Origin of the sequence: Pseudomonas sp. JQ170C (assembly GCF_035581345.1) — a bacterium.
Taxonomy (GTDB): domain Bacteria; phylum Pseudomonadota; class Gammaproteobacteria; order Pseudomonadales; family Pseudomonadaceae; genus Aquipseudomonas.
Genome location: NZ_CP141608.1, coordinates 4,729,733 through 4,753,495 on the forward strand (window position 1 = coordinate 4,729,733; position 23,763 = coordinate 4,753,495).

The window sequence follows — 23,763 nt, forward strand, 5'->3', positions numbered from 1 at the left end:
AACCCCGACCGGCACTGCCGAGTCGGGGTTTTTTTATTGCCGTTGGGGTATCAGTGCGAAACCCGGCTGGTGCCATCGACGGTCATGATGCGCACCCGCTCACCCACGCGGAAGATCTCGTTTTCCTGCACGGCCTGGACGTAGGCACGCATGCTGCCGTCGTCTTCACGCACGGTGATTTCCACGCCCTGGGTGCGGGTCAGGCCTTCTTCAGCGGCCGAACCGGCCAAGCCACCGGCCACGGCACCGATGACAGCGGCGACGATGCTGCCGCGCCCGCCACCAATGGCGCTACCGGCCACACCGCCGACAACGGCGCCGGCACCGCCGCCGATTGGCGTCTTGGTGCCTTCGATCTTGACGGGGCGCAGGGATTCAATGGTACCCATACGTACGGTCTGAACACGGCGGGCTTCGTCGCGCGAGTAGCTATCGCCGGTCAGGCTCGAGGCGCAGCCAGTGAGCAGCATCGACATCGTTGTGAAGCTGGCCAACAGCAAAACAGATTTACGCATAGGATGATCTCCAAAAGTCAGGTGTTCATTAGACTCCGCGCGTTGACGACTGTCACGACCGAGGCGGGGTAAAATTGCTTCCATTCAGCTTCCATACAGCCTGTTTCATCGAATGCAGCCTGTAAATACGTCTAGCGCAAGGATAGTCATGGATTACTTCATCGTCGTCGTCACGACTGTGGCAGGGTTGTACTTTCACTGGTGGTTGTATGTACGCATCCGGCGCTGGATGGACCGCGACCTGGCGCTGTCGATGGCCGGCAAGGATGAGCGCAAGAAAGCCTACATGCTCGAGTGCTTGGACAAAGCGCGCGCGCAAAAGGTCAAACGCGGGGAGTTGGCGGCCTGGCTGGAACGCGAGGCCGCCGGATATACCGATTAAGGCGCCAGGCGCTCGCGCACCCAGGCGCCGTCCTGCAAGCGGTAATTGAGGCGGTCGTGCAGGCGGCTGGCGCGCCCCTGCCAGAACTCGACGCGCTCGGGCAGCAAGCGATAGCCGCCCCAGTGCTCAGGGCAATGCGGCTGCGTATCACTGAAGCGCTGCTCGGTGGCCGTGACCAGCGCCTCAAGCTCCTCGCGACCCGCAATCACCCGGCTCTGCGGTGATGCCCAGGCCCCCAGGCGGCTGCCCAACGGACGCACCTGGTAATAGTCATCCGACTCCTTGGCGCTGACCTTGACTACCTTGCCTTCGATGCGCACCTGCCGCTCAAGGGCCGGCCAGAAGAAAGTCATGGCGGCATTGGGATTGGCTTGCAGCTGCTGCCCCTTGGCGCTCTCGTAATTGGTGAAAAAGGTGAAGCCTTTGTCATCCAGGCCTTTGAGCAAGAGGATCCGGCAGTGCGGGCGACCGTCAGCGTCCACGGTCGCCACAGTCATGGCGTTGGCTTCTACCGGCGGCTGCTCGGTTTTCACCGCGTCGTCGAACCAGTGGCGAAACAACGCGAAGGGTTCGTCCGGGGCCTGGGCTTCAGCCAGGCCATCACGGGTGTAGTCGCGGCGCATATCGGCCAGGGTCTGGGTCATTACTGCGTTCCTTGACGATCAGTTGGTCTTCGCAGGGCTGGTGTTGGCGGCCACTTTCTTCGCCGTCGGCGCAGGCTTTTTAGCTGCAGGCTTGGCGGCTGGGGCTTTCTTCTTGGCTGCCGCAGTCTTGGTTGTGGCGGCTTTTTTGGCGGTGCTCGCCGCTTTCGCTGGCGCCTTGGCTGCAGGTTTCACTGCCGCCTTGACCGGCGCCTTGGCATCTTGCACGGCGACCAGTGCTGCCGGGCTTGGAGTTGGCTGCTTGTACTTGGCGAGCAAGGCAATCATGGTGTTTTGCGGCGTCAGTACCATCTCTACGCGACGGTTCAAGGCGCGACCTTCAACACTGTCATTGGCCGCACGCGGCATTTCCGAGCCCATGCCCCGCAAATTCAGACGATCACGCTCCAGGCCGCTGAGGCGGAAGATCGCGGCAATCGACTGCGCACGTTCCTGGCTGAGTTTCTGATTGAGGGCGGCAGCGCCGCTGGTATCGGCATGACCCAGGACCAGCACGGCGGTCTGCTTGTCGGTCTCGATGGCCTTGGCCACCCGGGTGATCGGGCCCAGCGTCACCGGCAGGAGCATGGCTGGGCGGTCAGGGTTGTAGGATGAATCCACCGGCACGGTGACTATCAGCACATCTTCACGACGCTCAACCTCGAACTTGCTGTCCTTGATGGCTTCACGCAGGCGTGGCTCATAGTTGTCCAGCCAGGCCTGGGTGGCCTTGTGGTCGATCTTCGGTACGGCAGCGGTGTTGCTCTTGGCGCTGTCGCCGAACGGCCACCACCAGCGGCTGCTGCTTTCCGACTTGGCATCGGCCTTGACCACTTTCTCGGTGACTACTTGCTTCACTTCCTTGTCGGCAACCTTGTCCGAGCCAAAGGGCCACCAGTTGAGCCCGCCATCCGCTGCGCCATTTTGAGAGTGCTGCGCGCAACCGGTCATGGTCAGGCACAGGGCAAGGGCTAAGGTTTTATGTGAAGACATCAGCGATACACCATGAAAATGAAAGAAAATCTGCTCAAAAGCGCTGAGCATTGGAATCCAGAATAGCCAAAGGGTTCAGGCAACACCGGGGTCAACCGATCAAAGGCAACTGCCCAGAACCCGCACCAGCTTCTGCGCCCGCGGGTCCATCAGCACATAAGGGCCCAGGGTATTGGTCACGAAACCGAACGCCACATCGTGCTCAGGGTCGGCAAACCCGACCGACCCACCCGCGCCCGGATGGCCGAAAGCCTTGCTGCCCAGGCCGAAGGTGGCATTGGCTACCGACGGCTGGTCAAGCATGCAGCCCAGGCCGAAACGGGTACGGGTCAACAGCGTCTTGTCATCGCCCAGGCTGTGTTCGCGCGTCAGCTCGTCGAGCAGCTCGGACTCCAGCAGACTGCCGTCGAGCAGCCCCGCGTAGAACCCGGCCAGGCCGCGGGCATTGCCGTGGCCATTGGCCGCCGGCTGTTGCATCCGCCGCCACTCAGGCTTGTTGGTGCTGGTCAGCATCCCTGGCGGGTTGGTAAAGGCACGGGTAGACAGCGCCTCTGGCTCGCGCAGGGTAACGTGCAGCAGGCGCTGGGCCGCTTCATCACCCATGTTGCCCTTGCCCCTGGCAATATGCGCCACCCGGTGGAACTGGTCATCGGCCAGGCCAATGTGAAAATCCAGGCCCAATGGCCGTGCCGTGCGGGCAACAATGGATTCACCCGGCTCACGCCCGTCGGCGCGGCGAATCAACTCGCCTATCAGCCAGCCGTAGGTGATCGCCGCATAACCGTGAGCGGTCCCGGGTGTCCACCAGGGCGTTTCAGCGGCCAGGGTGTCGACCATGGTCTGCCAGTCATAGAAAGAATCGGGGCTCAACAACTGACGAATGGCCGGCAATCCGGCTTGATGGCAAAGCAGCTGGCGCAGGGTAATGGCCTGCTTGCCGGCTTGGGCAAACTCTGGCCAGTAACGGGCAACCGGAGCGTCCAGCGACAGCTTGCCCTCGCCTACCAGCTGCAGGGCGGTGACGGCGGCAAAGGCCTTGGTGCAGGAAAACAGGTTGGCAATGGTATCGCTGTGCCAGGCTTCGGCCCCGTCCTTGTCGGCGGTACCCGACCAGAGATCAACGACCGTCTCGCCGCCGACCTGGATACACAGCGCCGCACCACGCTCCTGAGGATCGTCGAACAACGCCGCGAAGGCTTCGCGCACTGCTTCGAACTTAAGCTCGTAATGACCCTGAATCTGCACCCAGCCGCTCCCGAATACACCAACACCGAAAATGGCGTGCATTGTTTCAGCCTGCGGCGGATTTGGGAACAGACAGCGGTCAGGCAGTTACTTGCCCAAAAAGCGATTCGACCCGGCGCACGCAGGTGCGCCGGGTCGCCAAGCAGGCATTACGGGGCTTTGGCGGCCTTTTCGGGCGCTGGAGGCTTGCCGATCTGCGCCTGTGCTTGCAGGTTGCTTTTACGCACGCTCTCGACAAAGCCCTGGAACGGCACATCGGTGATGCCCAGCAGGCCGAAGTGTCCGTTCTCCCCATCCAGCAAACGTCCGCTGGCCGGTTGATCCAGGTACTGGAACCAGTGCACCCCGACAATCGTTGGCTCAGCCAGTGCGGCTTTGACGAACGCGGCATAGGCAGGCCCTCGTGCCTCTTCCTTGGCCACCTCCATTGGCCCTGGCCAGAACGGCCCGCGATCACGCGAACCGAACTGGAACTCGGAGACCAGTACCGGCTTGTCCAGTGCATTGAGTTGGCTGAAGTCGTAGCCGTCCTGGGGCTTGGGTGTATAGAAGTTGAAGCTCAGTACATCGCAGAACTCGGCACAGGCGGCCACTGCTTCCGGTGTACTGACCGCATAGCGCCCGCCCAGCAGCAAGTGATTGGGGGCATGCCATTTCAAGGAGTCGGCAATGGTCTTGAAGTAGGTTTCGGCAAACACCTTCTGGAAGTATTTGAAGTCGGCCTCGATCTCCGGATGCTCAGGGCTCGGCAACGGCGGCTCGAAGCCTGGGTCTTCCATCAATTCCCAGGCCGGCAGGTCGATACCCCAGGCCTTGGACAGCCCCGCCTGGTTGCGGTACTTGTCGCGCAACTGCTTGAGGAAGGCACGCTTGGCCGGCACATCGGTGGTCAGGCGCAGCGTCCCGTAGGCCAGGGCATAACGCGCCTTGGGATCATCGCCTGGCGCGGCCCAGGCCAGTTCGTTGTCGGCGAAGTAGCCGATCAACCAGGGGTCGTCGCGATGGTCTCGCGCGGCAATGGCTACCGCACGTTCGGTGGCCATAGCAAAGCGAGGGTCGAACGGGTCGGGCATACGGCCCCACCAATCCATGCCCGTGCTGATGCTGGTGTAGTCACCCACGATCGACAGCGGCAAGGTATAGGCCATGCGATCAGCCTGCCCCAAGGCCGGATCGCTCCAGTTGCCCAGGGTGTTGAACCCCCACCCCTGCAGGCGATCCAGGGTATGCCCCTGCCAGCGCTGCTTGTCCAACACCGGCGCCGGGCACTCCACTGCAGGCGCAGTGTCGGTTGCAGCCGCCGGGGTGCAGGCCTTGCCATGGGTGCGCTCGAGGTTGGCGGCATAGAAGTCGTACCAGCGCCCCTGATTGAAACCGCGCCCGCTGGACGATCCGTTGCCGTCGTTGTTGTCGCCATCGCCATAGAACTGCGCCAGCGGCTCGCCCGCCTGTGGCAGGGCGGTGAACATCGACTCGCGTCCGGCCACATAGGTGCGCCCACCGTCGGGGGCGACCGCATTGACGCCCAGCGAATAGAACGGATGGCCTTCAGGGGTCACCAGGTACCAACGGCCGTCATGCTTTTCGGTGCGGAAGAAACCTTTTGCCTCGAAGCGTGCACCGGTGGTCACGCCGCCGAACTTGTCGTGCGGCAGTTGACTGCGCTCGGCCAACCAGCCCTTGAGCTGCTGCTGTTCGCGTGCCGTCGCCGCCTTGAGCTGATCGTCGCTGACGATCTTTTCCGGCCAGCGGGCGCGGGTGGACTGGCCGTAACCATCGATCAAAGCGGTGTAGGCGGCCTTTTGCACCTGATCATCGTCCTGGGTGCCCACGCGCTCGATCATCAGGCTCTGGGCGACGTTGGGCTTGTTCATCGACAAGGTCACCGCCACCACTTGCGTGAGATCCAGCTCGCCAGCACTGCTGGTCAGCAACCAACGCTGACCTTCATGCACCCACGGCATCGGTGGCCCGGCACGCATGCCCTGACTCAGCGGCGAGGTAGCCTTGAGCGGCACCAGCACCGTCTGCGCAGGGCCCGCCGGCAGGTCGATGCGACTGGTGAGGGTCTTGCCGTCGCTGCTCAGTACTGTGACATCTATGGTCAGTGGCCAGTCCATGCCGCTTTGCAGGCGCAAAGTCATGGCGGTCGCGCTGGACCAGTCCCAGGCCCCCGATTGCGGGCTCAACTTCAAGCTGGGCCGCTCCACGGGGTTGAATACCACGCGGCGCAATACCTCTCCCTCGGCCGTCTGCTCTGCATTGTACTGCGGCAAACTGGCATCCTCGGTCGCCACGTTGACCACGGCGGCCGGGCGCACGAAGCTGAACAACGTCTGTTGCCCGGCCAGCAACGGGGTGCTGAACAACAGTGCGAAGACAGCGGGCAAGGTACGGCGAATCATAGGGCTGGAGCTCTCCTTGAGGGCCCTTGCGGGCCTTGAACTGAGTCATAGACAACGCCCCGGCGTAATTCGCTGCAGGGCGTCAGGAAATTTCCCGTCGAAACGGCGGCAGCGCGTTGAGAATAGCTTTGCCGTAGCGCTGGGTGACGACGCGTCGATCCAGCAGGGTGATGGTGCCGCGATCCTCTTCGGTACGCAGCAGGCGACCGCAGGCCTGGATCAGACGCAACGAGGCGTCCGGCACAGCGATCTCCATGAACGGGTTGCCACCGCGGGCTTCGATCCACTCGGCCAGGGCTGCCTCGACCGGATCATCGGGCACCGCGAACGGAATCTTGGCGATCACCACATGCTCGCAATAGGCACCCGGCAGGTCGACACCTTCGGCAAAACTGGCGAGGCCGAACAACACGCTGGAATCACCGCCGTCGACCCGCGCCTTGTGCTTGTTCAAGGTTTCCTGCTTGGACAGGTTGCCCTGGATGAACACCTGCTTGCGCCAGTCCCGGTCCAGGCCGTCGAACACGTCCTGCATCTGTTTGCGCGAAGAGAACAGCACCAGCGTGCCGCGCGAGCCTTCGACCAGCTCCGGCAGGTCACGAATGATCGCTGCGGTATGGGCGGCGGCGTCTCGTGGATCGGCACGCAGGTCCGGTACCCGCAAAACACCTGCATCGGTGTGATGGAAGGGGCTGGGCACGACACTGGTCACGGCGTCCTTGGGCAGGCCAGCACGCATGCGGAATCGGTCGAACTTGCCCAGCGCCGTCAGCGTTGCCGACGTCACCAGCGCGCCATAGGCGACGTTCCAGAGGTTACGGCGCAGCATCTCGGCCGCCAGGATCGGGCTGGCGTTGACCTCGATATCGAACAGCGCCCCGCTCTCGGCCAGGGTCAGCCAGCGCGCCATGGGCGGGCTGTCTTCCGGGTCTTCGGCGGTGAAGGCGGTCCACAGCTCCCAGTTACCCTGGGCGCGCATCAGCAGGCTGCCAAACAGCGGGTACCATTCTTCAGCCTGATGGCTGGCGATGCCGATGTTCACTTCCGCATCCATGCCTTCCTTGAGCAAATCGGTCAGGCGGGTGAACAGGTCGGTCAGGCGTGAAAAGCCCTTCTTCAGCTCGATGCCCATCTCGCGCATATGCTCGGGCACCACCCCGCCTTCAAAGCGATGGCGCGGCCGTTCGCGGCCTTCCATGTCTTCGCCGGGACGGAAGTCAGCCACCTGCTCACAGGCACTGAACATGAACTGCTGCTGGGCCTTGATCTCCCGGGCCAGCTCCGGCACCTGCTCGATCCACTTGCCCAGATCGCCTGGCAGCGGGTGCTGGGCGAGCAGTTTGGTCAGGTTCTTGGCCGTCTGCTCCAGCCAGTCGGCGGTGGAGCGCAGGCGAGTGTAGTGGGCGAAATGGCCGATGGCCTTGTCGGGCAGGTGATGGCCTTCGTCGAATACATAAATGGTATCGCGCGGATCAGGCAGCACCGCACCGCCGCCCAGGGCCAGGTCGGCCAGGACCATGTCGTGGTTGGTGACGATGACATCGACCTTGCCCATGCCTTCACGGGCCTTGTAGAAGGTGCACTGGCCGAAGTTTGGACAGTGGCGACCGGTACACTGGCTATGATCGGTGGTCAGGCGGGCCCAGTCCTGGTCTTCGAGGGCCTGGGGCCAGCTGTCGCGGTCACCGTCCCATCGGTTGCCGGCGAGCTTCTCGATCATGCTGGTGAACAGCTTCTGGCTGGCCTCATCGACTTCGATCCTGAAGCCTTCTTCCTCGAACAACTGAGCGGTGGCCGATTGGGCCTGGCCCTCCTGCAGCAGCAAGTCGAGTTTGGACAGGCACAGGTAGCGGCCACGCCCCTTGGCCAGGGCGAAGCTGAAGTTCAGGCCGCTGTTGCGCATCAGGTCGGGCAGGTCCTTGAAAACGATCTGCTCCTGCAAGGCGACCGTCGCCGTGGCGATCACCAGGCGTTTGCCTGCGGCTTTGGCAGCCGGGATCGAAGCCAGGCTGTAGGCGACCGTCTTGCCGGTACCGGTGCCTGCCTCGACCGCCACAATGGCGGGCTCACCGACACGGCGACCTTCGTCATCGCAGTCGATATCGCCAAGGACCTTGGCCACTTCGGCGATCATCAGGCGTTGGCCATAGCGAGGCTTGAGGCTTTTGGCTTCGAGAAAACGCGAATAGGCGCCCTGAATCGTGGTTTTGAGTTCGGTGCTGATCATGGTGTCGGGGCGCCCGGAGGGCTGGATAAATTTTCAGTGTTTCGATTGGGTCGCTATCATACCCCGCTATTGCCCTTTGCGCCGAATGGAGATCCCGATGACCGCCTTTGCCCTTCCTTATAGCCTGCACGTCCTGGCCGCCCTGGTGTGGGTCGGCGGGATGTTCTTCGCCTGGCTGATCCTGCGGCCTGCGGCGGTTGCAGCCCTCGAAGGCCCCGCTCGTCTGCGCTTGTGGGTGGAAGTATTTCAGCGTTTTTTCGTGTGGGTCTGGGTGGCGATCGCGGTGCTGGTCATCAGCGGCGTGGGCATGCTGCACATGCGTTTTGCCGGCTTCGACGGGGCGCCACGCTATGTTCAGGTGATGATGGGCGGAGCGATCGCGATGATTGCGCTGTTCATTCGTATCCAGTCATTGCTGCTACCGGAGCTGCGTAAAGCGGTCAAGGCAGAAGACTGGCCGACCGGTGCGTCGGTACTGGGGAAAATTCGCCGGGTGGTGGGCTTCAACCTGCTGCTGGGGATGGCAGTCGTCGTGGTCGCCACGGCCCGCCTGCCCTTCTGATCCTGCAGGAGCGGGGCCTGCCCGCTCCTTCAACAACAAGTCCGTTCTAGCGTGGGCGGGGTGCCGGGATCGAAAGCACGTGAAAGATCCCGACCAACAGGATCTGCAGCCGATCGAACCAACGATGGCTGCGGTCCCTCAGGCGGCTGTTATAGGCCAGCACTTCCAGCAGGTGCAGGCCCAACAGTCCGATCCCGACGGCGCTGATCAGTTTGTTGAAGGGAAACGCCTGGGGAATCAGCAGATTCACCAGCACTACCCACCAGAACACCACCGTCAGCGCCTTGCCCAAGCCCAAGAAAACTTTCATGCGTGCCCCCTGCCGTTAGTTCAGGTGCAGTTCAACCCTGCGGTTCTGCGCCCGCCCCTCCTCGGTATCGTTGTCTGCAATCGGCTCGCTCTCACCCCGGCCCTGACTGGTGACTTTCGCCGGAGACAACCCCTGGCTGATCAAGTACTCGGCAACGCTACTGGCACGCCGCTCGGAAAGCGTCTGGTTGTACGCGTCCGTACCCTGGCTGTCGGTATGGCCGATCACTTTGACGCTGGCCACGTTGGCGGCGTTCAGTTTGTTGGTCAGCGCCTGCAATTGGGTATGGGCGCTGCTGGTCAGTTCTGCCGAGTTGAATGCGAACATCACCGAGCCCTGGTCGTTGAGGGTGATCACCTCAGGTACAGGGGCTGGCTCGGCTTTTTCGGCGGCGGGATACTGTGGCAATGGGCAACCGTTATGACTGACCGGGGTGTTGGCCGGCGTGTCCGGGCAACGATCACGGCGATCGAATACACCGTCTTCATCTTCGTCACCGTCCTGGGCGTAGCAGATCAGCCCACCGGCAATCGCGCCAGCAGCACCGGCTCCCGCGGCCCAGGCAGAACTTTCAATCGCCCCCAGTCCACCGCCGACAAGTCCGCCGAGCAGGCTGCAGATTGGCCAGGTCCTTTGATTGAGTGGTGCGCTGCCATCACTGTGAGTGGCGCAACCGGAAAGCAGGCTTGCCGCCACCACCACTGATACTGCGGCCTTGGAGAGAACACTCATGGGAATTGCTCCTTTGTCACCGGTCGCTACCGGTCACACAGGAGTAAAGACCGGCCTGCGGCACTTCTCAAGCCGCAGGCCGTTGCGCGTCAGCGCTCGATGCGAATTTCCACACGCCGGTTCATCGCCCGGCCTTCAGCGGTAGCGTTGTCAGCTTCCGGACGGCTCTCACCGGCGCCTTGAACCGAAACGAAGCTGGCTTGCGGTACGCCGCTGCTCACCAGGTAGTCGGTGACCGATTGGGCACGGCGTTCCGACAGTTTCTGGTTATAGGCATCACGACCGACACTGTCGGTATGCCCGGTCACACTCAACCTGGCATTTGCCGCTTCTTGTTTCAGGCGAGTCGCAATGGTGTTCAGGCGCTCCTTGTCGGCTGCGGTCAGCTTGGCCGAGTCGAATTCAAAGTGAACATCACGGATCACGATCACTTCTTCCTTCACTACCACCACTTCTTCAACCACGGCGGGTTCCGGTGGGCACCCATTGGCATCGACCTGGACACCACGAGGCGTACCCGGGCACTTGTCACGGCTGTCCGGTACGCCATCACCATCTTCATCACCGTCGCCATGGGCCCAGCAGTAACCTGCTGCCATACCCGCACCCAGCAAGGCCCCCCAGCCAGCCCAGCTCGAGCTTTCTATAGCACCCAAGGCGGCGCCACCCACACCCCCGACGGCCGCACATTTTGGCCAATCGGTTTTTTGCAAACCTGCACAACCAGTCAACACGCTGGTAAGCAGAACCAGAGGTAAAGCTGTGCGTACTATGCTCATTTGTTGCATCTCCTGGGATTCGGTGCAAAACCGATGCTCATGGGAGTAAAGACCCGCCGAACCATCTCCGCCAGCAATAAGCCATGATGCCGCCATCAGTCACTATGCCTGGGGGCCCGGGACCGTTAGTCTTGACCCATCTGACCGAGGATTCCCGATGATTGACGGATTTTCCCAGCGTACGCCGCAACAGGCCCTGGCCGCGCTGCTTGAACGCCATGCTCCACAACGCCTGCTGCTGGTGGGTTCACGCTTCCCTGCACTGGAAGCCTTCGCCCAGGCCCACCCGCAGGTCGAGATTGCCCAGGCTTCCCCTGGCCCGTTGCCCGCCGAGCTTGCGGCGCAACGCTTCGACCTGGCCCTTTTGGTCGATTGCCTGGAGCACCTGCCCAAGCGCAACGGCCTGCAATTGCTGGGCGGTATCCGCAACCTCAATGCCAGCCGTGTGGCGGTGCTGGCGGACCTTGAGGCCTGCCAATGGCAAGACACCGACTTTTTCGCCCTGGCCCTGCAGGCCAATGAAAAATTTCAACGTGATGAACAGGTGCTGAGCCTGTTCACCTATGATCTACGTGAATACAAACAGGTACCGGACTGGCTCAACGCCAGGTTCTGGGCCAACCCTGAAAATTTTGGCAAGTACTGGTGGTGAAACAATGAGTGTCTCGGTTTGTCCTTGCGGCAGCGGTAACCTGCTCGACGCCTGTTGTGGACATTTCCATGCCGGCCAGCCGGCACCCGACGCGCAAGCCCTGATGCGCTCGCGCTACAGCGCCTACGTGCTGGGCTTGATCGACTACCTGGTAGAAACCACCCTGCCCGCGCAGCAGGCAGGCCTGGACCGCGACAGCATCATGGCCTGGAGCACCCAGAGCACCTGGCTGGGCCTCGAAGTGGAAGGCGCCGAAGTGTTCGGTGGCCAGCCTGAACATGCCTTTGTCACCTTCACCGCGCGCTGGCACGACAACGACGGCGAACACAGTCACCGCGAGCGCTCGGCCTTCGTGCAGAACAATGGCCGCTGGTACTTCATCGACCCCACCGTAGGCCTCAAGGCCGGACGCAACGACCCCTGCCCCTGTGCCAGCGGGCAGAAGTTCAAGAAGTGCTGCGCCAGCTACCTGGGTAACTGACGTTGATGGCCCGTCTGTTGTTGCTCAGCATCCTGATACTTCAACTGACGGGCTGTGCCAGTTGGCTGGGGGATGATTACCGTGACCCCGAAGTTCATCTGGTCAAGGTCGAGGCGGTCAAGATGCGTCTGTTGGAGCAAGAGTTCGTTCTCCATGTACGCGTCGACAACCCCAACGACCAGCGCCTGTTCATCCGCAGCCTGAGCTACACCGTGCGCCTGAACGATTTGCTGCTGGCCGAAGGCGAGTCGAGCCTGTGGCGCAGCGTGGGCGGGCACGCCCGGCGCACCTTCAAGATTCCGGTGCGCACCAACCTCTGGGCGCAGGTAAAACCCCTGGCCAAGCTGCTCAAGAATATCGACCAACCCCTGCGCTATCGTCTCGATGGCGAACTCAACAGCGGATTAATCTTCACCCGCGACCTGCACTTGTCGCGCAGTGGTGAGATAATTCCCGGCGATCTTTTACCGGAGTAACCCGCAATGACCCAACAACCCCATGTTCATGGCCCCGACTGCAACCACGATCATGATCATCACGACCATGACCACGGCCATGTTCACGGCCCGCACTGCAACCACGCCCCCCAGGAGCCAGTGCGCAATGCCCTGAAGGACGTCGGTCGCAACGACCCATGCCCGTGCGGCAGCAACAAGAAGTTCAAGAAGTGCCACGGGGCCTGATTACAGCCCTGTAACAGCGGTCGCCGCCTGTGGCTATGCACAGGCGCGACCGCTGCTCGCTTGTACGGCGAACTCAACAAGCACCTGATCAACAGACCGTTCGTCGCCGGGAACCCTGACAGCGGTGTGATTGACGCGAGGCTTTGAAAATAAAGGCTTCTCCCCCGCTTGCATGGTGTGGTCGGGCTCACTAACGTAGCGCCTTTTAGTCGCCACGCCCTGCAGGAGCCCATCCATGGCCGCGCCAGCCTTTCCCCCTTTTATTCCCCGGTTCGGCGTAGCCGCAGCGATGTTTGGCCTGCTTGCCCTGGGCGGCTGCCAGATGGGTGGTTATCGCGACAGCGTGCCGCCGAACACGGGCGTGCAACCGCTCAAAGGCCTGGCGCAGAATGTCTCGGTGCGGCGCAACGCCCAAGGCATGCCGCTGATTGAAAGCAGCAACTTCCACGATGCCCTGTTTGCCCTGGGATACGTGCATGCCAGTGACCGCATCGGGCAAATGGTCGGCATGCGCCTGCTGGCCCAGGGGCGTCTGGCCGAGATGGCCGGAGCCGATGCACTGGAAACCGACCGCCTGATGCGCGCCGCCAACCTCAAGCAAACGGCCAACCAGCTCTACGCCGATGCCTCGCCGCGCCTCAAACGCTTCTTCGAGGTCTATGCCCGCGGCGTCAACGCCTACCTGTTCCGTTACCGCGACCGCCTGCCAGCGCCGCTGGCCCAATACAACTACCGCCCCGAGTACTGGAAGCCGGAAGACTCGGCGCTGATCTTCTGCCTGTACAACTTCAGTCAGTCGGTCAACTTGCAGGAAGAACTGGCCGCCTTGTCCCTCGCGCAGAAAGTCGGCAGCGACAAACTGCCCTGGCTGTTGCCCAGCTACCCGGACGAACCATTGCCGATGGCCGAGGCCGACAAACTCAAAGGCTTGAGCCTCAGCCAATTGGGCGCCCTGGCACCCCTGGCTGCGGCCAGCGAGCAACTGGCGACCCTGAACCTGCTGGGCACGCCCGGCTCCAGCAACTGGGCCATCGCCCCGCAACGCAGCCGCAGCGGCAAGAGCCTGCTGGCCAGCGATACCCTCGGTGCCTGGGCCATGACCCCGGTACAGATCCGAGCGCCCAAGTACCAGGCCGCCGGCGTCACCCTAGCCGGCCTGCCGCTGGTGCTCTCGGGTTACAACGGCAAGCTGGCCTGGAGCACCAGTGCGGTGATGGCGGATAACCAGGATCTGTTCCTGGAACGCCTCAAGCGCGAAGGCAGCCGCCTGATGTACCAGGCCGACGGCAAGTGGCTACCGGCGTTGGCCCGCAACGAGACCTTCTTTATCAAGGGCCAGCGCCCGCAGCGTGAAACCCTGTTCGACACCCGCCATGGCACCTTGCTCGGCAGCACGCAAAACGCCAGCCTCGGCCTGGCCTTGCAAGTGCCGCAGCTCAAGGGTGACATGAGCATGGATGCGTTCTTCAACCTGTCACGGGCGCAGAACGTCGAGCGTGCCTTCGACAACACTCGGGAGATTGGCGCCGCTGCGCTGAACTTCGTCTTTGCCGACGCCAGCAACATTGGCTGGCAGGTCAGCGGACGCTTCCCCAACCGCCGCGAAGGCCAGGGCCTGCTGCCCTCGCCAGGCTGGGACAGCCGCTACGACTGGGATGGCTATGCCGACCCAATGCTGCACCCCTACGACCAGGACCCTGCCCAGGGCTGGCTCGGCAATGCCAATCAGCGCAGCGTGCCCAAAGGCTACGGCATGCAGCTGTCCAACAGCTGGTACTACCCCGAGCGCGCCGAGCGCCTGGGGCAACTGGCGGGTAACGGCAAACACGACAGTCGCAGCCTGATCACCATGCAGAACGATCAGACCTCACTGTTCGCCGGCAAGCTCAAGGCAATGTTCGAGGCACCGGGCATGGCGCAACCGCTCAAGCAAGCCATCGACAGCCTGCCCCTCGATCAACGGGCCAAGGCCCGGGAAGCCTATACCCGGCTGATGGCGTTCGATGGCCGACTGAGCACCACCTCGGCCGACGCAGCCTTGTATGAACTGTTCCTGCAGGAAAGCGCGAAGCTGACCTTCCTGGATGAACTGGGGCCGGAGTCCTCGGCCACCTGGAAGGCCTTTGTCGGTAATGCACGCCTGTCCTACTCGGCGCAGGCCGATCACCTGCTGGGCCGGGAAGACAGCCCGTTCTGGGACGATGTGCACACGGCGCAGAAAGAAGACAAACCGGCGATCCTCGCCCGTAGCCTGGCCGCCGCCGTCAGCGCCGGTGAAGCGCAACTGGGTAATGATCGTCGCGCCTGGCAATGGGGCAAGCTGCACCAATACCGCTGGCCTGCGCCGACCTTCCATGGCCTGGGTGATGCGGTCAAACGAGGCCCGCAGGCCACCGGCGGCGATCACAGCACCCTGAACCTGGCCCCCTATGCCTGGGGCCAGGATTTCAACACCCAATTGCCGCCGTCGCTGCGCATGGTGGTCGACTTCGGCCAGGTCGAGCCGCTGCAATTGCAGACCAGCAGCGGGCAGTCCGGCAACCCGGCCAGTGCGCATTTCGCCGATGGCCTCAATGCCTGGTTCCAGGGCCGCTACATGAGCCTGCCCCTGCAACCGCAGAACTTCGACCGGGCCTACGGCAGCAAGCGCCTGACCCTGGTACCGGGCAAGTAACCCTTCCCCGCCCGCGCAGCCGGTGCAATGCCGGCTGCGCTGATCCATATCAACAGCCCCCTCCCGCAATTGCCTTACAACGAAACTGGGGCGAAGTTCGCCCCGGTTTTGCCTGATGATCTCTAAAAACGATTGCACACCTGCGCCCGGGGATCGCCCCAGGACGGGTGAATAAAGGAATATTGCAATGGCTTGTGCCTTTTCGCGTCTGGCGCTGTACGCCGCGACGTTGCTGTTGATCCCGACCCTTCACGCCAGCGCTGCAGCGCCGGCAACACCGCCACCCGACCCGGTCGATGACACCCTGCTCGAACGCGGCAAATACGTGGCGCAACTGGGTGACTGCATCGCCTGCCACACCGCCCCCAAGGGCCCGCTCATGGCCGGTGGCCTGCAGTTGAAGACGCCCATGGGCATCATCTACTCCAGCAACATCACGCCCGACCCGGACACCGGTATTGGCCGCTACAGCTTCGAGCAGTTCGACACCGCCATGCGCGAGGGTGTGAGCGCGGACGGCACGCACCTCTATCCGGCCATGCCCTATCCGTCCTACGCAAAAATGAGCGAAGAGGACATGCGCGCACTCTTCGCCTACCTGATGCACGGCGTACCCGCGATCAGCCGCTCCAACCAGTCGGCCAACATGAGCTGGCCGTTCAACATGCGTTGGGGCCTGGCGTTCTGGAACTGGGCCTTCCTCGACAACCAGCCGTTTGAAGCCGACCCCAACCAGGACCCTGTGATCAATCGAGGGGCTTACCTGGTACAGGGCCTGGGACATTGCGGTGCCTGCCACACCCCTCGCGGCATTGCCTTCCAGGAAAAAGCCCTGAGCGATGCCGGCAGCAGCGGCAAGCACTTTCTGGCCGGCGAAACCGTCGAGCACTGGCGCGCCCTGAGCCTGCGCAACTTGTGGACGGTGCCGGACACCGTGCAATTGCTCAAAACCGGACAAAACCGCTTTGCCACCGTGTCGGGCAACATGGCCGAAGTCATCCACCACAGTACCCAGCACTTCAGCGATGCCGACCTCGTCGCCATCGCCAGCTATCTCAAATCCTTGCCGCCGGGCGAGGATGACTTGCCCATGCCGACCGTAGCGGTGACGCCGGCCATGCCGCCGGATGACCTGTTCAGCAGCCGTGGCGGCCTGGGCTACACCCAGTTCTGCAGCGACTGTCACCGCACCGATGGTGCAGGCGTCAACGGCATGTTCCCGCCACTTGCCGGCAACCCCAGTGTCGCCTCCAACGACCCGACCTCCTTGCTGCACATCACCCTCACCGGTTGGAAAACTGCGCAAACCGCGACCCACTCACGGGTCTACACCATGCCCGGCTTCGCTCGCCTGTCGGATCAGGAAATCGCCGAGATCCTCACCTTCGTGCGTGGGCGCTGGGGCAACGACAGCCCGGCCGTCACCGCCGGGCAGGTGAAGAAATTGCGCGGCCAGCTCAACCCGCAAACGACGGATTCAAGCGCATTCCAGACACCGCGCCTGGCCGACTTGCTGGCCGCCCCCAACGCCGAGCAAGTTGTGCGCGGTATGCGCCTGCACCTGCAAACCAAGGCACTGCTGCCCGATAACGTCGGTAACGCACTGAACTGCACAAGCTGTCACCTGAACGCCGGTACCGTGGCCGACGGCTCGCCTTTTGTCGGCGTCTCGGCCTTCTTCCCCGGCTACGCGCCGCGCGCCGGCAAGGTGATTACCCTGGAGGAACGCATCAACGGCTGCTTGCGCCGCTCCATGAACGGCACGCCGATCCCGCCGCAATCAGCAGACATGCAAGCCATGGTCGCGTACTTCGAGTGGATGAAGAACAACACCCAGCCTGGCGACAAGGTGGCCGGACGCGGGGTCGGCAAGATCGACCCGGCCATCAAGCCGGACCTTGCCAATGGCCAGCAGGTGTACGTCAAGCAATGCGCGGTGTGTCACGGCAGCAACGGTGAAGGCCTGGCCCGCGACGATGGCAGCCTGGTGTTCCCGCCGCTGTGGGGCGAACAGTCGTTCAACATCGGTGCCGGCATGGCGCGCACCTACACGGCAGCGGCCTTCGTCAAACGCAACATGCCGATCGGCTTTCACGAGCGTTTCCCGTTGGGTCAGGGCGGCTTGAGTGACCAGGAGGCGGTGGATGTCGCCGCGTGGTTCTCGCAACAGCCCCGGCCGGACTTCCCCGACAAGGTCAAGGACTGGCCCAACGGCGGCAAGCCGGTGGATGCCCGCTACTGATCGGCAGGAGCGGGCCTGCGCCGCGATTGATGCTGGCAGCGCCGGCACTACGCGGCGCATGCCCGCCGCTGCGCGTAGAGGACTGCGCGCCTGGAAACTTTATGCTTATATCAAGCTTTTCAGGACCGACTCACTAGGACCGTTATGCATCACTCGACCCACGACATTCTGGCGCCGGTTCCAGGCATCGCCCGCCAGATCCACAGCTTTCATTTCGGCCCACGGGGAGCCGGCAAAATCTATATCCAGGCGTCACTGCACGCAGACGAGCTGCCCGGCATGCTGGTGGCCTGGCACCTGAAGCAGCGCCTGGCCGAGCTCGAAGCAAAGGGCGTGCTGCGCCGCGAAATCGTGCTGGTTCCGATTGCCAACCCGGTGGGCCTGGAACAGGTGTTAATGGATGTGCCGCTCGGCCGTTTCGAGCTGCAAAGCGGTGAAAACTTCAACCGCAAGTTTGTCGACCTGAGCGACGCGATCGGCGATCAGGTCGAGGCGCACCTGAACCAGGAACCTGCGCACAACGTTGCGTTGATTCGCGAGTACCTGCGTCGCGCCCTGGACGCCCATCCTGCCCAAACGCCACTGCAGTCCCAACGCCTGACGCTGCAACGGTTGGCCTGCGATGCCGAGATGGTGCTCGACCTGCACTGTGACTTCGACGCGGTCGCGCACCTGTACACCACGCCAGAGGCCTGGCCGCAGGTCGAACCCCTGGCGCGCTACCTCGGCACCCAGGCCAGCCTGCTGGCCACCGACTCGGGCGGGCAGTCGTTCGACGAGTGTTTCACCCTGGTCTGGTGGCAGTTGCAACAACGCTTTGGCAAACAGTTTCCCATTCCCCAGGGCAGCTTTTCGGTCACGGTCGAATTGCGTGGCCAGGGCGATGTGAACCACCCGCTGGCGAAACAGGACTGCGGGGCAATTCTCAATTACCTGACGCAGTACGGTGCGATCGAAGGCGAAGCAGCCGAGATGCCAGCGTTGCCCTACCCGGCCACTCCGCTGGCAGGCGTCGAACCGGTTGCAACGCCTTTGGGCGGGTTGCTGGTGTTCCATGTCGAGCCTGGCCAGTACCTGGAGGCAGGCGAGTTGATCGCAGAAGTGATTGATCCGCTCAATGACCGCGTGACACCGGTGCGCAATGCCCAGCCCGGCCTGCTGTACGCACGCTCATTGCGCCGCATGGCCACCGCCGGCATGGTCATCGCCCACGTGGCCGGTCGAGAGGCTTACCGCAGCGGCTATCTGCTGTCGCCTTGAACGCGAAAAGCCCGAGCAAGGCTCAGGCCACAGGCGCGGGAGGCGGCTCGTCAGGCAGGGTCGGCTCGCCCGGCTCCATCGGCGGGACTTCACCGGGTTGCGGCGTGTCGGGGGTGTCTGGGTCAGGTTGACCAGGCACACCGCCAGCGTGGGCGATGTGTGGGTGCGGATGAGCCATCAGCGACCAGGCCATCACGCCGACATGGTTGGGCTGCAACACTGCCAGCTTGGCGCTGATGGAGGGATCGAGTTTCATGGGGCAGCTCCTGGATGAAGTGCGCCAGGCCTGTTGCCTGGCGAAACAGTTCACTGCATTAGAGCCTGCCCGCGGCAAGGAATTCCCTCGCCTTGTCGGCTCAGGTGCGTGGCAGAGTGACGCCGCGCTGGCCCTGGTACTTGCCGCCACGGTCCTTATAGGACACTTCACACTCTTCATCGGACTCGAGGAACAGCATCTGGGCGACGCCCTCGTTGGCGTAGATTTTCGCCGGCAAGGTGGTGGTGTTGGAGAACTCCAGGGTCACGTGGCCTTCCCACTCCGGTTCCAGCGGGGTGACGTTGACGATGATGCCGCAGCGCGCATAGGTGCTCTTGCCCAGGCAGATGGTCAGCACATTGCGCGGAATGCGGAAGTACTCGACGGTACGGGCCAGGGCGAAGGAGTTCGGCGGGATGATGCAGACATCGCTCTTGACGTCGACAAAGCTGCCGGCGTCGAAGTTTTTTGGATCGACGGTTGCCGAGTTGATGTTGGTGAACACCTTGAACTCGTCGGCGCAGCGCACATCGTAGCCGTAGCTGGAGACACCGAAGGAGATCAGCCGGTTGTCGCTCTCACCGCGCACCTGGCGCTCGACGAACGGCTCGATCATGCCGTGTTCCTGCGCCATGCGGCGAATCCACTTGTCCGATTTGATGCTCATGGCGGGTGTCCTGAAGTAACGAGGTGAAGAAATTCTGTGGCGCATCTTACCGGGCCGGGCGCCGGGTTCAAAGTTTCATCCACCTCAAGGCAGCGAATCCCCGCCCGACGGGGCTTGTAGCTACCCCACCAACACCGTCAGTCATGATTTGCGCGAAAGCTGAACAAGACCATTGGCACGTTCTGGAAAAAGGGTTAAGGTGACGCCACTGTGCTGCACGTGTCACTGAGAATATCTACCTGATGCAAGATCTCGATCAACCCATCTTCATGAATTTTCTGCCTCTTTGCACTCAGTCTCGGCCAGGGCGTTTCCTGAGCCGTAGTTAACTTTGTCCAAGGAGACAGACCATGTCCAATCGCCAAACCGGTACCGTTAAGTGGTTCAACGATGAAAAAGGCTTCGGCTTCATCACCCCACAATCCGGTGACGACCTGTTCGTACACTTCAAAGCCATCAAGGCTGACGGCTTCAAGAGCCTGAAAGAAGGCCAGCAGGTTTCTTTCATCGCTACCCGCGGTCAGAAAGGCATGCAGGCTGAAGAAGTAGAAGTTATCTAACTTCCGCTTTACAGCTTGAAAAAAGCCCCGCCCTTAACAGGCGGGGCTTTTTTATGCCCTGGATTTGGGGTTTTCGCGGGGCAAGCCCGCTCCTACGGGTAGGAGCGGGCTTGCCCCGCGATGAATACCTCAATCCTCGCTGATGGTGATGCTCGGCATCGCCGGCGCAGCCGCTTCCTGCAATACAATCCGCGCGCCCACCTGGCGAGCCAACTCCTGGTACACCATGGCAATCTGGCTTTCCGGTTCGGCAATGGCCGTCGGCTTGCCGCTGTCAGCCTGCTCGCGAATCAGCATCGACAGCGGCAACGAGGCCAGCAGTTCAACACCATATTGCGCCGCAAGCTTCTCGCCACCGCCCTCACCGAACAGATGCTCGGCATGACCACAGTTCGAGCAGATGTGCACAGCCATGTTCTCTACCACGCCCAGCACCGGGATGTTGACCTTGCGGAACATTTCGACCCCCTTCTTGGCGTCGAGCAGTGCCAGGTCCTGCGGGGTGGTAACGATCACCGAGCCTGCCACCGGCACTTTCTGCGCCAGGGTCAGCTGGATGTCACCGGTGCCCGGCGGCATGTCGATCACCAGGTAGTCGAGGTTGTCCCAGGCAGTCTGGGTGACCAGTTGCAGCAAGGCCCCGGACACCATCGGACCGCGCCAGACCATCGGCGTGTTGTCATCGGTCAGGAACGCCATCGACATCACTTCCACACCGTGGGCCTTGAGCGGCACGAACCACTTCTGGTCACGGATTTGCGGGCGAGTGCGCTCGGGGATACCGAACATCACACCCTGGCTCGGGCCGTAGATGTCCGCATCCAGAATGCCCACGCGGGCACCTTCACGCGATAGCGCCAGCGCCAGGTTGGCGGCAGTGGTGGATTTGCCCACCCCGCCCTTGCCCGACGCCACGGCAATGATGTTCTTGACGTTGGCCAGGCCCGGAATCTGGGCCTGGGCCTTGTGTTCGGCAATCACGCAGGTGATCTCGACTTTGGCCGCCGCAACACCGTCGATTCCCTCGACAGCCGTTTGCAGGACCTGCGCCCAACCATTCTTGAACAGACCGGCGGCATAACCGAGTTGCAGCTGGACATTGACCCGGTCGCCCTGGATTTCAATGGCCTGCACACAGCCGGCGCTGACCGGGTCCTGGTTCAGGTAAGGGTCGGTGTACTGGCGAAGAACGGCTTCGACGGCTGCGCGAGTGACGGCACTCATGGAGACTCCCGTGATAAAGACTGAGCAAAACAGGCGACTATGCTAACCCGCGAAACATCCATAGATACGCACATGGGGTGAAATAAATTTCCCGGCGTTTTATAGTGGCCGATCACCGTTTCATCTCAAGTAGCCGAAAAAAGTAGCCGAGCCCCCATGTCCGAGCCCCGTCAGATTCTCGTCACCAGCGCCCTGCCCTATGCCAATGGTTCGATCCACCTTGGCCATATGCTCGAGTACATCCAGACAGACATGTGGGTGCGCTTCCAGAAGCATCGCGGCAACCAGTGCGTGTATGTCTGTGCAGACGACGCCCATGGGTCGGCCATCATGCTGCGCGCCGAGAAGGAAGGCATCACCCCCGAGCAACTGATTGCCGCCGTTCAGGCAGAGCACAGCGGGGATTTCGCTGACTTCCTGGTGGATTTCGACAACTTCCACTCGACCCACGCCGAAGAAAACCGCGAGCTGTCGAGCCAGATCTACCTCAAGCTGCGTGATGCCGGGCACATTGCCACCCGCTCGATCACCCAGTACTTCGACCCGGACAAGAAAATGTTCCTGGCCGACCGTTTCATCAAGGGGACCTGCCCCAAGTGTGCCGCCGACGACCAGTACGGCGACAACTGCGAAAAATGCGGTGCCACCTACGCACCCACCGAGCTGAAGAACCCCAAGTCGGCGATTTCCGGCGCCACCCCGGTGCTCAAGGATTCCCAGCACTTCTTCTTCAAGCTGCCTGACTTCCAGGCCATGCTCCAGCAGTGGACCCGCAGCGGTACCCTGCAAGACGCCGTGGCCAACAAGATCGCCGAGTGGCTGGATGCTGGCCTGCAGGAATGGGACATCTCCCGTGACGCCCCGTACTTCGGCTTCGAGATCCCTGACGAGCCCGGCAAGTACTTCTATGTCTGGCTGGATGCGCCGATCGGCTACATGGCCAGCTTCAAGAACCTGTGTGCCCGCCGCCCGGAGCTGGACTTCGACGCGTTCTGGAACAAGGACTCCAAGGCCGAGCTGTACCACTTCATCGGCAAGGACATCGTCAACTTCCACGCCCTGTTCTGGCCTGCCATGCTCGAAGGCGCCGGCTACCGCAAGCCGACCGGCATCAACGTCCACGGCTACCTGACCGTCAACGGCTCGAAGATGTCCAAATCGCGCGGCACCTTCATCAAGGCCCGCACCTACCTGGACCATCTGTCGCCGGAATACCTGCGCTACTACTACGCGGCCAAGCTCGGTCGCGGCGTCGATGACCTGGACCTGAACCTGGAAGACTTCGTCCAGAAGGTCAACTCCGACCTGGTCGGCAAGGTGGTCAACATCGCCAGCCGCTGCGCCGGCTTCATCCACAAGGGCAATGACGGTGTGATGGTCGACGGCGACGCCGCGCCAGAGCTGACCGAAGCCTTCCTCGCCGCCGCGCCGAGCATTGCCGAAGCCTACGAAGGCCGCGACTTTGCCCGTGCCATGCGCGAGATCATGGGCCTGGCCGACCGTGCCAATGCCTGGATCGCCGACAAGGCCCCCTGGTCGCTGGCCAAGCAGGAAGGCAAGCAGGACGAAGTGCAGGCCATCTGCGCCCAAGGCATCAACCTGTTCCGCCAGCTGGTGATTTTCCTCAAGCCTGTGCTGCCGTTGCTGGCCGCCGACGCCGAGGCCTTCCTCAACGTCGCGCCACTGACCTGGGCCGATCACCAGACTCGCCTGACCAACCACAAGCTGAACCCGTTCAAGGCCCTGATGAGCCGCATCGACCCGGTCAAGGTCGAGGCCATGGTTGCAGCCTCCAAGGAAGACCTGGCTGCCAGCCAGACCAGCGTCGTGACCGGCAACGGTGAACTGGCCAAGGACCCGCTGTCGGCCGAGATCGACTTCGACACCTTCGCCGCCGTCGACCTGCGCGTAGCGCTGATCCTCAAGGCTGAAGCCGTGGAAGGCGCCGACAAGCTGCTGCGCCTGACCCTGGATATCGGTGACGAACAGCGCAATGTGTTCTCCGGCATCAAGTCGGCCTACCCGGACCCGGCCAAGCTTGAAGGTCGCCTGACCATGATGATCGCCAACCTCAAGCCGCGCAAAATGCGCTTTGGCATCTCCGAAGGCATGGTGATGGCAGCAGGCCCGGGCGGCGAAGAGATCTACCTGCTCAGCCCCGACAGCGGTGCCAAGCCAGGCCAGCGCATCAAGTAAGCCCCACGCCCCGGACGTTTGCGTCCGGGGCGTTCTCTTCCTCCCGTCATTGCCGGATAATGGCGAACAGCCCTGGC

23 protein-coding genes are annotated in these 23,763 nt (G+C 62.5%); 11 read left to right on the plus strand and 12 right to left on the minus strand.

Features of this window, described 5'->3' with window-relative positions; translation table 11 throughout:
* Positions 1-50: 50 nt before the first annotated feature.
* The gene (locus tag U9R80_RS21505; protein ID WP_028943515.1) at positions 51-515 is read right to left on the minus strand and encodes a glycine zipper 2TM domain-containing protein; all 465 of its coding nucleotides are present in this window, start codon (positions 513-515) and stop codon (positions 51-53) included.
* A 148-nt stretch (positions 516-663) separates the two neighbouring features.
* Between U9R80_RS21505 and U9R80_RS21510 the strand changes: the two genes are divergently transcribed.
* Positions 664-897 (plus strand): hypothetical protein, encoded by a 234-nt coding sequence (locus U9R80_RS21510; RefSeq protein ID WP_301841317.1) that lies wholly within the window; start codon positions 664-666, stop codon positions 895-897.
* On the opposite strand, the gene pdxH is transcribed toward U9R80_RS21510, so the two are convergent.
* The 5 genes from pdxH to dinG all read right to left on the minus strand — a co-directional run bounded on the left by pdxH (position 894) and on the right by dinG (position 8,408).
* Positions 894-1,541, minus strand: a complete 648-nt coding sequence (gene pdxH, locus U9R80_RS21515) for a pyridoxamine 5'-phosphate oxidase (RefSeq protein WP_301841316.1) — start codon at positions 1,539-1,541, stop codon at positions 894-896. The two genes, U9R80_RS21510 and pdxH, sit on opposite strands and share 4 nt — an antisense overlap.
* 18 nt (positions 1,542-1,559) lie before the next feature.
* Positions 1,560-2,531 (minus strand): OmpA family protein, encoded by a 972-nt coding sequence (locus U9R80_RS21520; protein ID WP_301841315.1) that lies wholly within the window; start codon positions 2,529-2,531, stop codon positions 1,560-1,562.
* Positions 2,532-2,630: 99 nt separating this feature from the next.
* A complete protein-coding gene (locus tag U9R80_RS21525) occupies positions 2,631-3,776 on the minus strand; it encodes a serine hydrolase domain-containing protein (RefSeq protein ID WP_301841372.1) in 1,146 nt (381 codons plus the stop codon).
* A 149-nt stretch (positions 3,777-3,925) separates the two neighbouring features.
* Complete coding sequence (locus U9R80_RS21530; RefSeq protein WP_301841312.1) at positions 3,926-6,181, minus strand: beta-agarase; 2,256 nt, start codon at positions 6,179-6,181, stop codon at positions 3,926-3,928.
* 82 nt (positions 6,182-6,263) lie between these two features.
* Entirely contained in the window at positions 6,264-8,408 is a 2,145-nt protein-coding gene (gene dinG, locus U9R80_RS21535) for an ATP-dependent DNA helicase DinG (RefSeq protein ID WP_301841311.1), read from the minus strand.
* A gap of 97 nt (positions 8,409-8,505) precedes the next feature.
* Between dinG and U9R80_RS21540 the strand changes: the two genes are divergently transcribed.
* Positions 8,506-8,970: a CopD family protein gene (locus tag U9R80_RS21540; RefSeq protein WP_301841310.1), complete on the plus strand. Its 465-nt coding sequence runs from the start codon at positions 8,506-8,508 to the stop codon at positions 8,968-8,970.
* Positions 8,971-9,016: 46 nt separating this feature from the next.
* Here U9R80_RS21540 and U9R80_RS21545 read toward each other — a convergent pair whose 3' ends face one another.
* From U9R80_RS21545 to U9R80_RS21555, 3 genes are all read right to left on the minus strand, one after another.
* The gene (locus U9R80_RS21545; protein ID WP_301841309.1) at positions 9,017-9,280 is read right to left on the minus strand and encodes a DUF1145 domain-containing protein; all 264 of its coding nucleotides are present in this window, start codon (positions 9,278-9,280) and stop codon (positions 9,017-9,019) included.
* A 15-nt stretch (positions 9,281-9,295) separates the two neighbouring features.
* On the minus strand, positions 9,296-10,012 hold the full coding sequence (locus tag U9R80_RS21550; RefSeq protein ID WP_301841308.1) for an OmpA family protein: 717 nt from the start codon (positions 10,010-10,012) through the stop codon (positions 9,296-9,298).
* Between the two features lie 89 nt (positions 10,013-10,101).
* Complete coding sequence (locus U9R80_RS21555; RefSeq protein WP_301841306.1) at positions 10,102-10,791, minus strand: OmpA family protein; 690 nt, start codon at positions 10,789-10,791, stop codon at positions 10,102-10,104.
* A 157-nt stretch (positions 10,792-10,948) separates the two neighbouring features.
* On the opposite strand from U9R80_RS21555, the gene U9R80_RS21560 reads away from it, so the two are divergent.
* The 7 genes from U9R80_RS21560 (at position 10,949) to U9R80_RS21590 (ending at position 18,783) form a co-directional block, all read left to right on the plus strand.
* Positions 10,949-11,443 carry a DUF6231 family protein gene (locus U9R80_RS21560; protein WP_301841304.1) on the plus strand — a complete coding sequence of 165 codons (495 nt, stop codon included), beginning with the start codon at positions 10,949-10,951 and terminating at the stop codon, positions 11,441-11,443.
* Positions 11,444-11,447: 4 nt separating this feature from the next.
* On the plus strand, positions 11,448-11,924 hold the full coding sequence (locus U9R80_RS21565) for a YchJ family protein (RefSeq protein WP_301841303.1): 477 nt from the start codon (positions 11,448-11,450) through the stop codon (positions 11,922-11,924).
* Between the two features lie 5 nt (positions 11,925-11,929).
* Positions 11,930-12,400 carry an LEA type 2 family protein gene (locus tag U9R80_RS21570; protein WP_301841301.1) on the plus strand — a complete coding sequence of 157 codons (471 nt, stop codon included), beginning with the start codon at positions 11,930-11,932 and terminating at the stop codon, positions 12,398-12,400.
* Between the two features lie 6 nt (positions 12,401-12,406).
* Positions 12,407-12,607: an SEC-C metal-binding domain-containing protein gene (locus tag U9R80_RS21575; protein ID WP_301841300.1), complete on the plus strand. Its 201-nt coding sequence runs from the start codon at positions 12,407-12,409 to the stop codon at positions 12,605-12,607.
* A 235-nt stretch (positions 12,608-12,842) separates the two neighbouring features.
* The gene (locus U9R80_RS21580; RefSeq protein ID WP_301841297.1) at positions 12,843-15,281 is read left to right on the plus strand and encodes a penicillin acylase family protein; all 2,439 of its coding nucleotides are present in this window, start codon (positions 12,843-12,845) and stop codon (positions 15,279-15,281) included.
* Positions 15,282-15,468: 187 nt separating this feature from the next.
* Positions 15,469-17,523 carry a c-type cytochrome gene (locus U9R80_RS21585; RefSeq protein WP_301841296.1) on the plus strand — a complete coding sequence of 685 codons (2,055 nt, stop codon included), beginning with the start codon at positions 15,469-15,471 and terminating at the stop codon, positions 17,521-17,523.
* A 144-nt stretch (positions 17,524-17,667) separates the two neighbouring features.
* Positions 17,668-18,783 carry a succinylglutamate desuccinylase/aspartoacylase family protein gene (locus tag U9R80_RS21590; protein WP_301841294.1) on the plus strand — a complete coding sequence of 372 codons (1,116 nt, stop codon included), beginning with the start codon at positions 17,668-17,670 and terminating at the stop codon, positions 18,781-18,783.
* A 22-nt stretch (positions 18,784-18,805) separates the two neighbouring features.
* Here U9R80_RS21590 and U9R80_RS21595 read toward each other — a convergent pair whose 3' ends face one another.
* Positions 18,806-19,039 (minus strand): hypothetical protein, encoded by a 234-nt coding sequence (locus U9R80_RS21595; protein WP_301841293.1) that lies wholly within the window; start codon positions 19,037-19,039, stop codon positions 18,806-18,808.
* Positions 19,040-19,139: 100 nt separating this feature from the next.
* The gene (gene dcd / locus U9R80_RS21600; protein WP_028943496.1) at positions 19,140-19,706 is read right to left on the minus strand and encodes a dCTP deaminase; all 567 of its coding nucleotides are present in this window, start codon (positions 19,704-19,706) and stop codon (positions 19,140-19,142) included.
* Between the two features lie 350 nt (positions 19,707-20,056).
* Here dcd and U9R80_RS21605 point away from each other — a divergent pair, with 350 nt between their 5' ends.
* Positions 20,057-20,266, plus strand: coding sequence for a cold-shock protein (locus U9R80_RS21605; RefSeq protein ID WP_028943495.1), 210 nt, complete (start codon positions 20,057-20,059; stop codon positions 20,264-20,266).
* Positions 20,267-20,395: 129 nt separating this feature from the next.
* On the opposite strand, the gene apbC is transcribed toward U9R80_RS21605, so the two are convergent.
* Positions 20,396-21,490 carry an iron-sulfur cluster carrier protein ApbC gene (apbC, locus tag U9R80_RS21610; RefSeq protein ID WP_301841291.1) on the minus strand — a complete coding sequence of 365 codons (1,095 nt, stop codon included), beginning with the start codon at positions 21,488-21,490 and terminating at the stop codon, positions 20,396-20,398.
* A gap of 156 nt (positions 21,491-21,646) precedes the next feature.
* Here apbC and metG point away from each other — a divergent pair, with 156 nt between their 5' ends.
* Positions 21,647-23,686 carry a methionine--tRNA ligase gene (metG, locus tag U9R80_RS21615; RefSeq protein ID WP_301841288.1) on the plus strand — a complete coding sequence of 680 codons (2,040 nt, stop codon included), beginning with the start codon at positions 21,647-21,649 and terminating at the stop codon, positions 23,684-23,686.
* The last annotated feature ends 77 nt before the right edge of the window (positions 23,687-23,763 follow it).

Bases quoted from the DNA above. Each gene is read 5' to 3' on its own strand.
- U9R80_RS21565 (WP_301841303.1), top strand. From the start codon at position 11,448: ATGAGTGTCTCGGTTTGTCCTTGCGGCAGCGGTAACCTGCTCGACGCC.
- U9R80_RS21580 (WP_301841297.1), top strand. From the start codon at position 12,843: ATGGCCGCGCCAGCCTTTCCCCCTTTTATTCCCCGGTTCGGCGTAGCC.
- U9R80_RS21540 (WP_301841310.1), top strand. From the start codon at position 8,506: ATGACCGCCTTTGCCCTTCCTTATAGCCTGCACGTCCTGGCCGCCCTG.
- U9R80_RS21595 (WP_301841293.1), bottom strand. From the start codon at position 19,039: ATGAAACTCGATCCCTCCATCAGCGCCAAGCTGGCAGTGTTGCAGCCC.
- U9R80_RS21520 (WP_301841315.1), bottom strand. From the start codon at position 2,531: ATGTCTTCACATAAAACCTTAGCCCTTGCCCTGTGCCTGACCATGACC.
- U9R80_RS21545 (WP_301841309.1), bottom strand. From the start codon at position 9,280: ATGAAAGTTTTCTTGGGCTTGGGCAAGGCGCTGACGGTGGTGTTCTGG.
- U9R80_RS21530 (WP_301841312.1), bottom strand. From the start codon at position 6,181: ATGATTCGCCGTACCTTGCCCGCTGTCTTCGCACTGTTGTTCAGCACC.
- U9R80_RS21510 (WP_301841317.1), top strand. From the start codon at position 664: ATGGATTACTTCATCGTCGTCGTCACGACTGTGGCAGGGTTGTACTTT.
- dinG (WP_301841311.1), bottom strand. From the start codon at position 8,408: ATGATCAGCACCGAACTCAAAACCACGATTCAGGGCGCCTATTCGCGT.
- pdxH (WP_301841316.1), bottom strand. From the start codon at position 1,541: ATGACCCAGACCCTGGCCGATATGCGCCGCGACTACACCCGTGATGGC.
- U9R80_RS21570 (WP_301841301.1), top strand. From the start codon at position 11,930: ATGGCCCGTCTGTTGTTGCTCAGCATCCTGATACTTCAACTGACGGGC.
- U9R80_RS21505 (WP_028943515.1), bottom strand. From the start codon at position 515: ATGCGTAAATCTGTTTTGCTGTTGGCCAGCTTCACAACGATGTCGATG.
- metG (WP_301841288.1), top strand. From the start codon at position 21,647: ATGTCCGAGCCCCGTCAGATTCTCGTCACCAGCGCCCTGCCCTATGCC.
- U9R80_RS21550 (WP_301841308.1), bottom strand. From the start codon at position 10,012: ATGAGTGTTCTCTCCAAGGCCGCAGTATCAGTGGTGGTGGCGGCAAGC.
- U9R80_RS21575 (WP_301841300.1), top strand. From the start codon at position 12,407: ATGACCCAACAACCCCATGTTCATGGCCCCGACTGCAACCACGATCAT.
- U9R80_RS21605 (WP_028943495.1), top strand. From the start codon at position 20,057: ATGTCCAATCGCCAAACCGGTACCGTTAAGTGGTTCAACGATGAAAAA.
- U9R80_RS21590 (WP_301841294.1), top strand. From the start codon at position 17,668: ATGCATCACTCGACCCACGACATTCTGGCGCCGGTTCCAGGCATCGCC.
- U9R80_RS21555 (WP_301841306.1), bottom strand. From the start codon at position 10,791: ATGAGCATAGTACGCACAGCTTTACCTCTGGTTCTGCTTACCAGCGTG.
- U9R80_RS21560 (WP_301841304.1), top strand. From the start codon at position 10,949: ATGATTGACGGATTTTCCCAGCGTACGCCGCAACAGGCCCTGGCCGCG.
- U9R80_RS21585 (WP_301841296.1), top strand. From the start codon at position 15,469: ATGGCTTGTGCCTTTTCGCGTCTGGCGCTGTACGCCGCGACGTTGCTG.
- dcd (WP_028943496.1), bottom strand. From the start codon at position 19,706: ATGAGCATCAAATCGGACAAGTGGATTCGCCGCATGGCGCAGGAACAC.
- apbC (WP_301841291.1), bottom strand. From the start codon at position 21,490: ATGAGTGCCGTCACTCGCGCAGCCGTCGAAGCCGTTCTTCGCCAGTAC.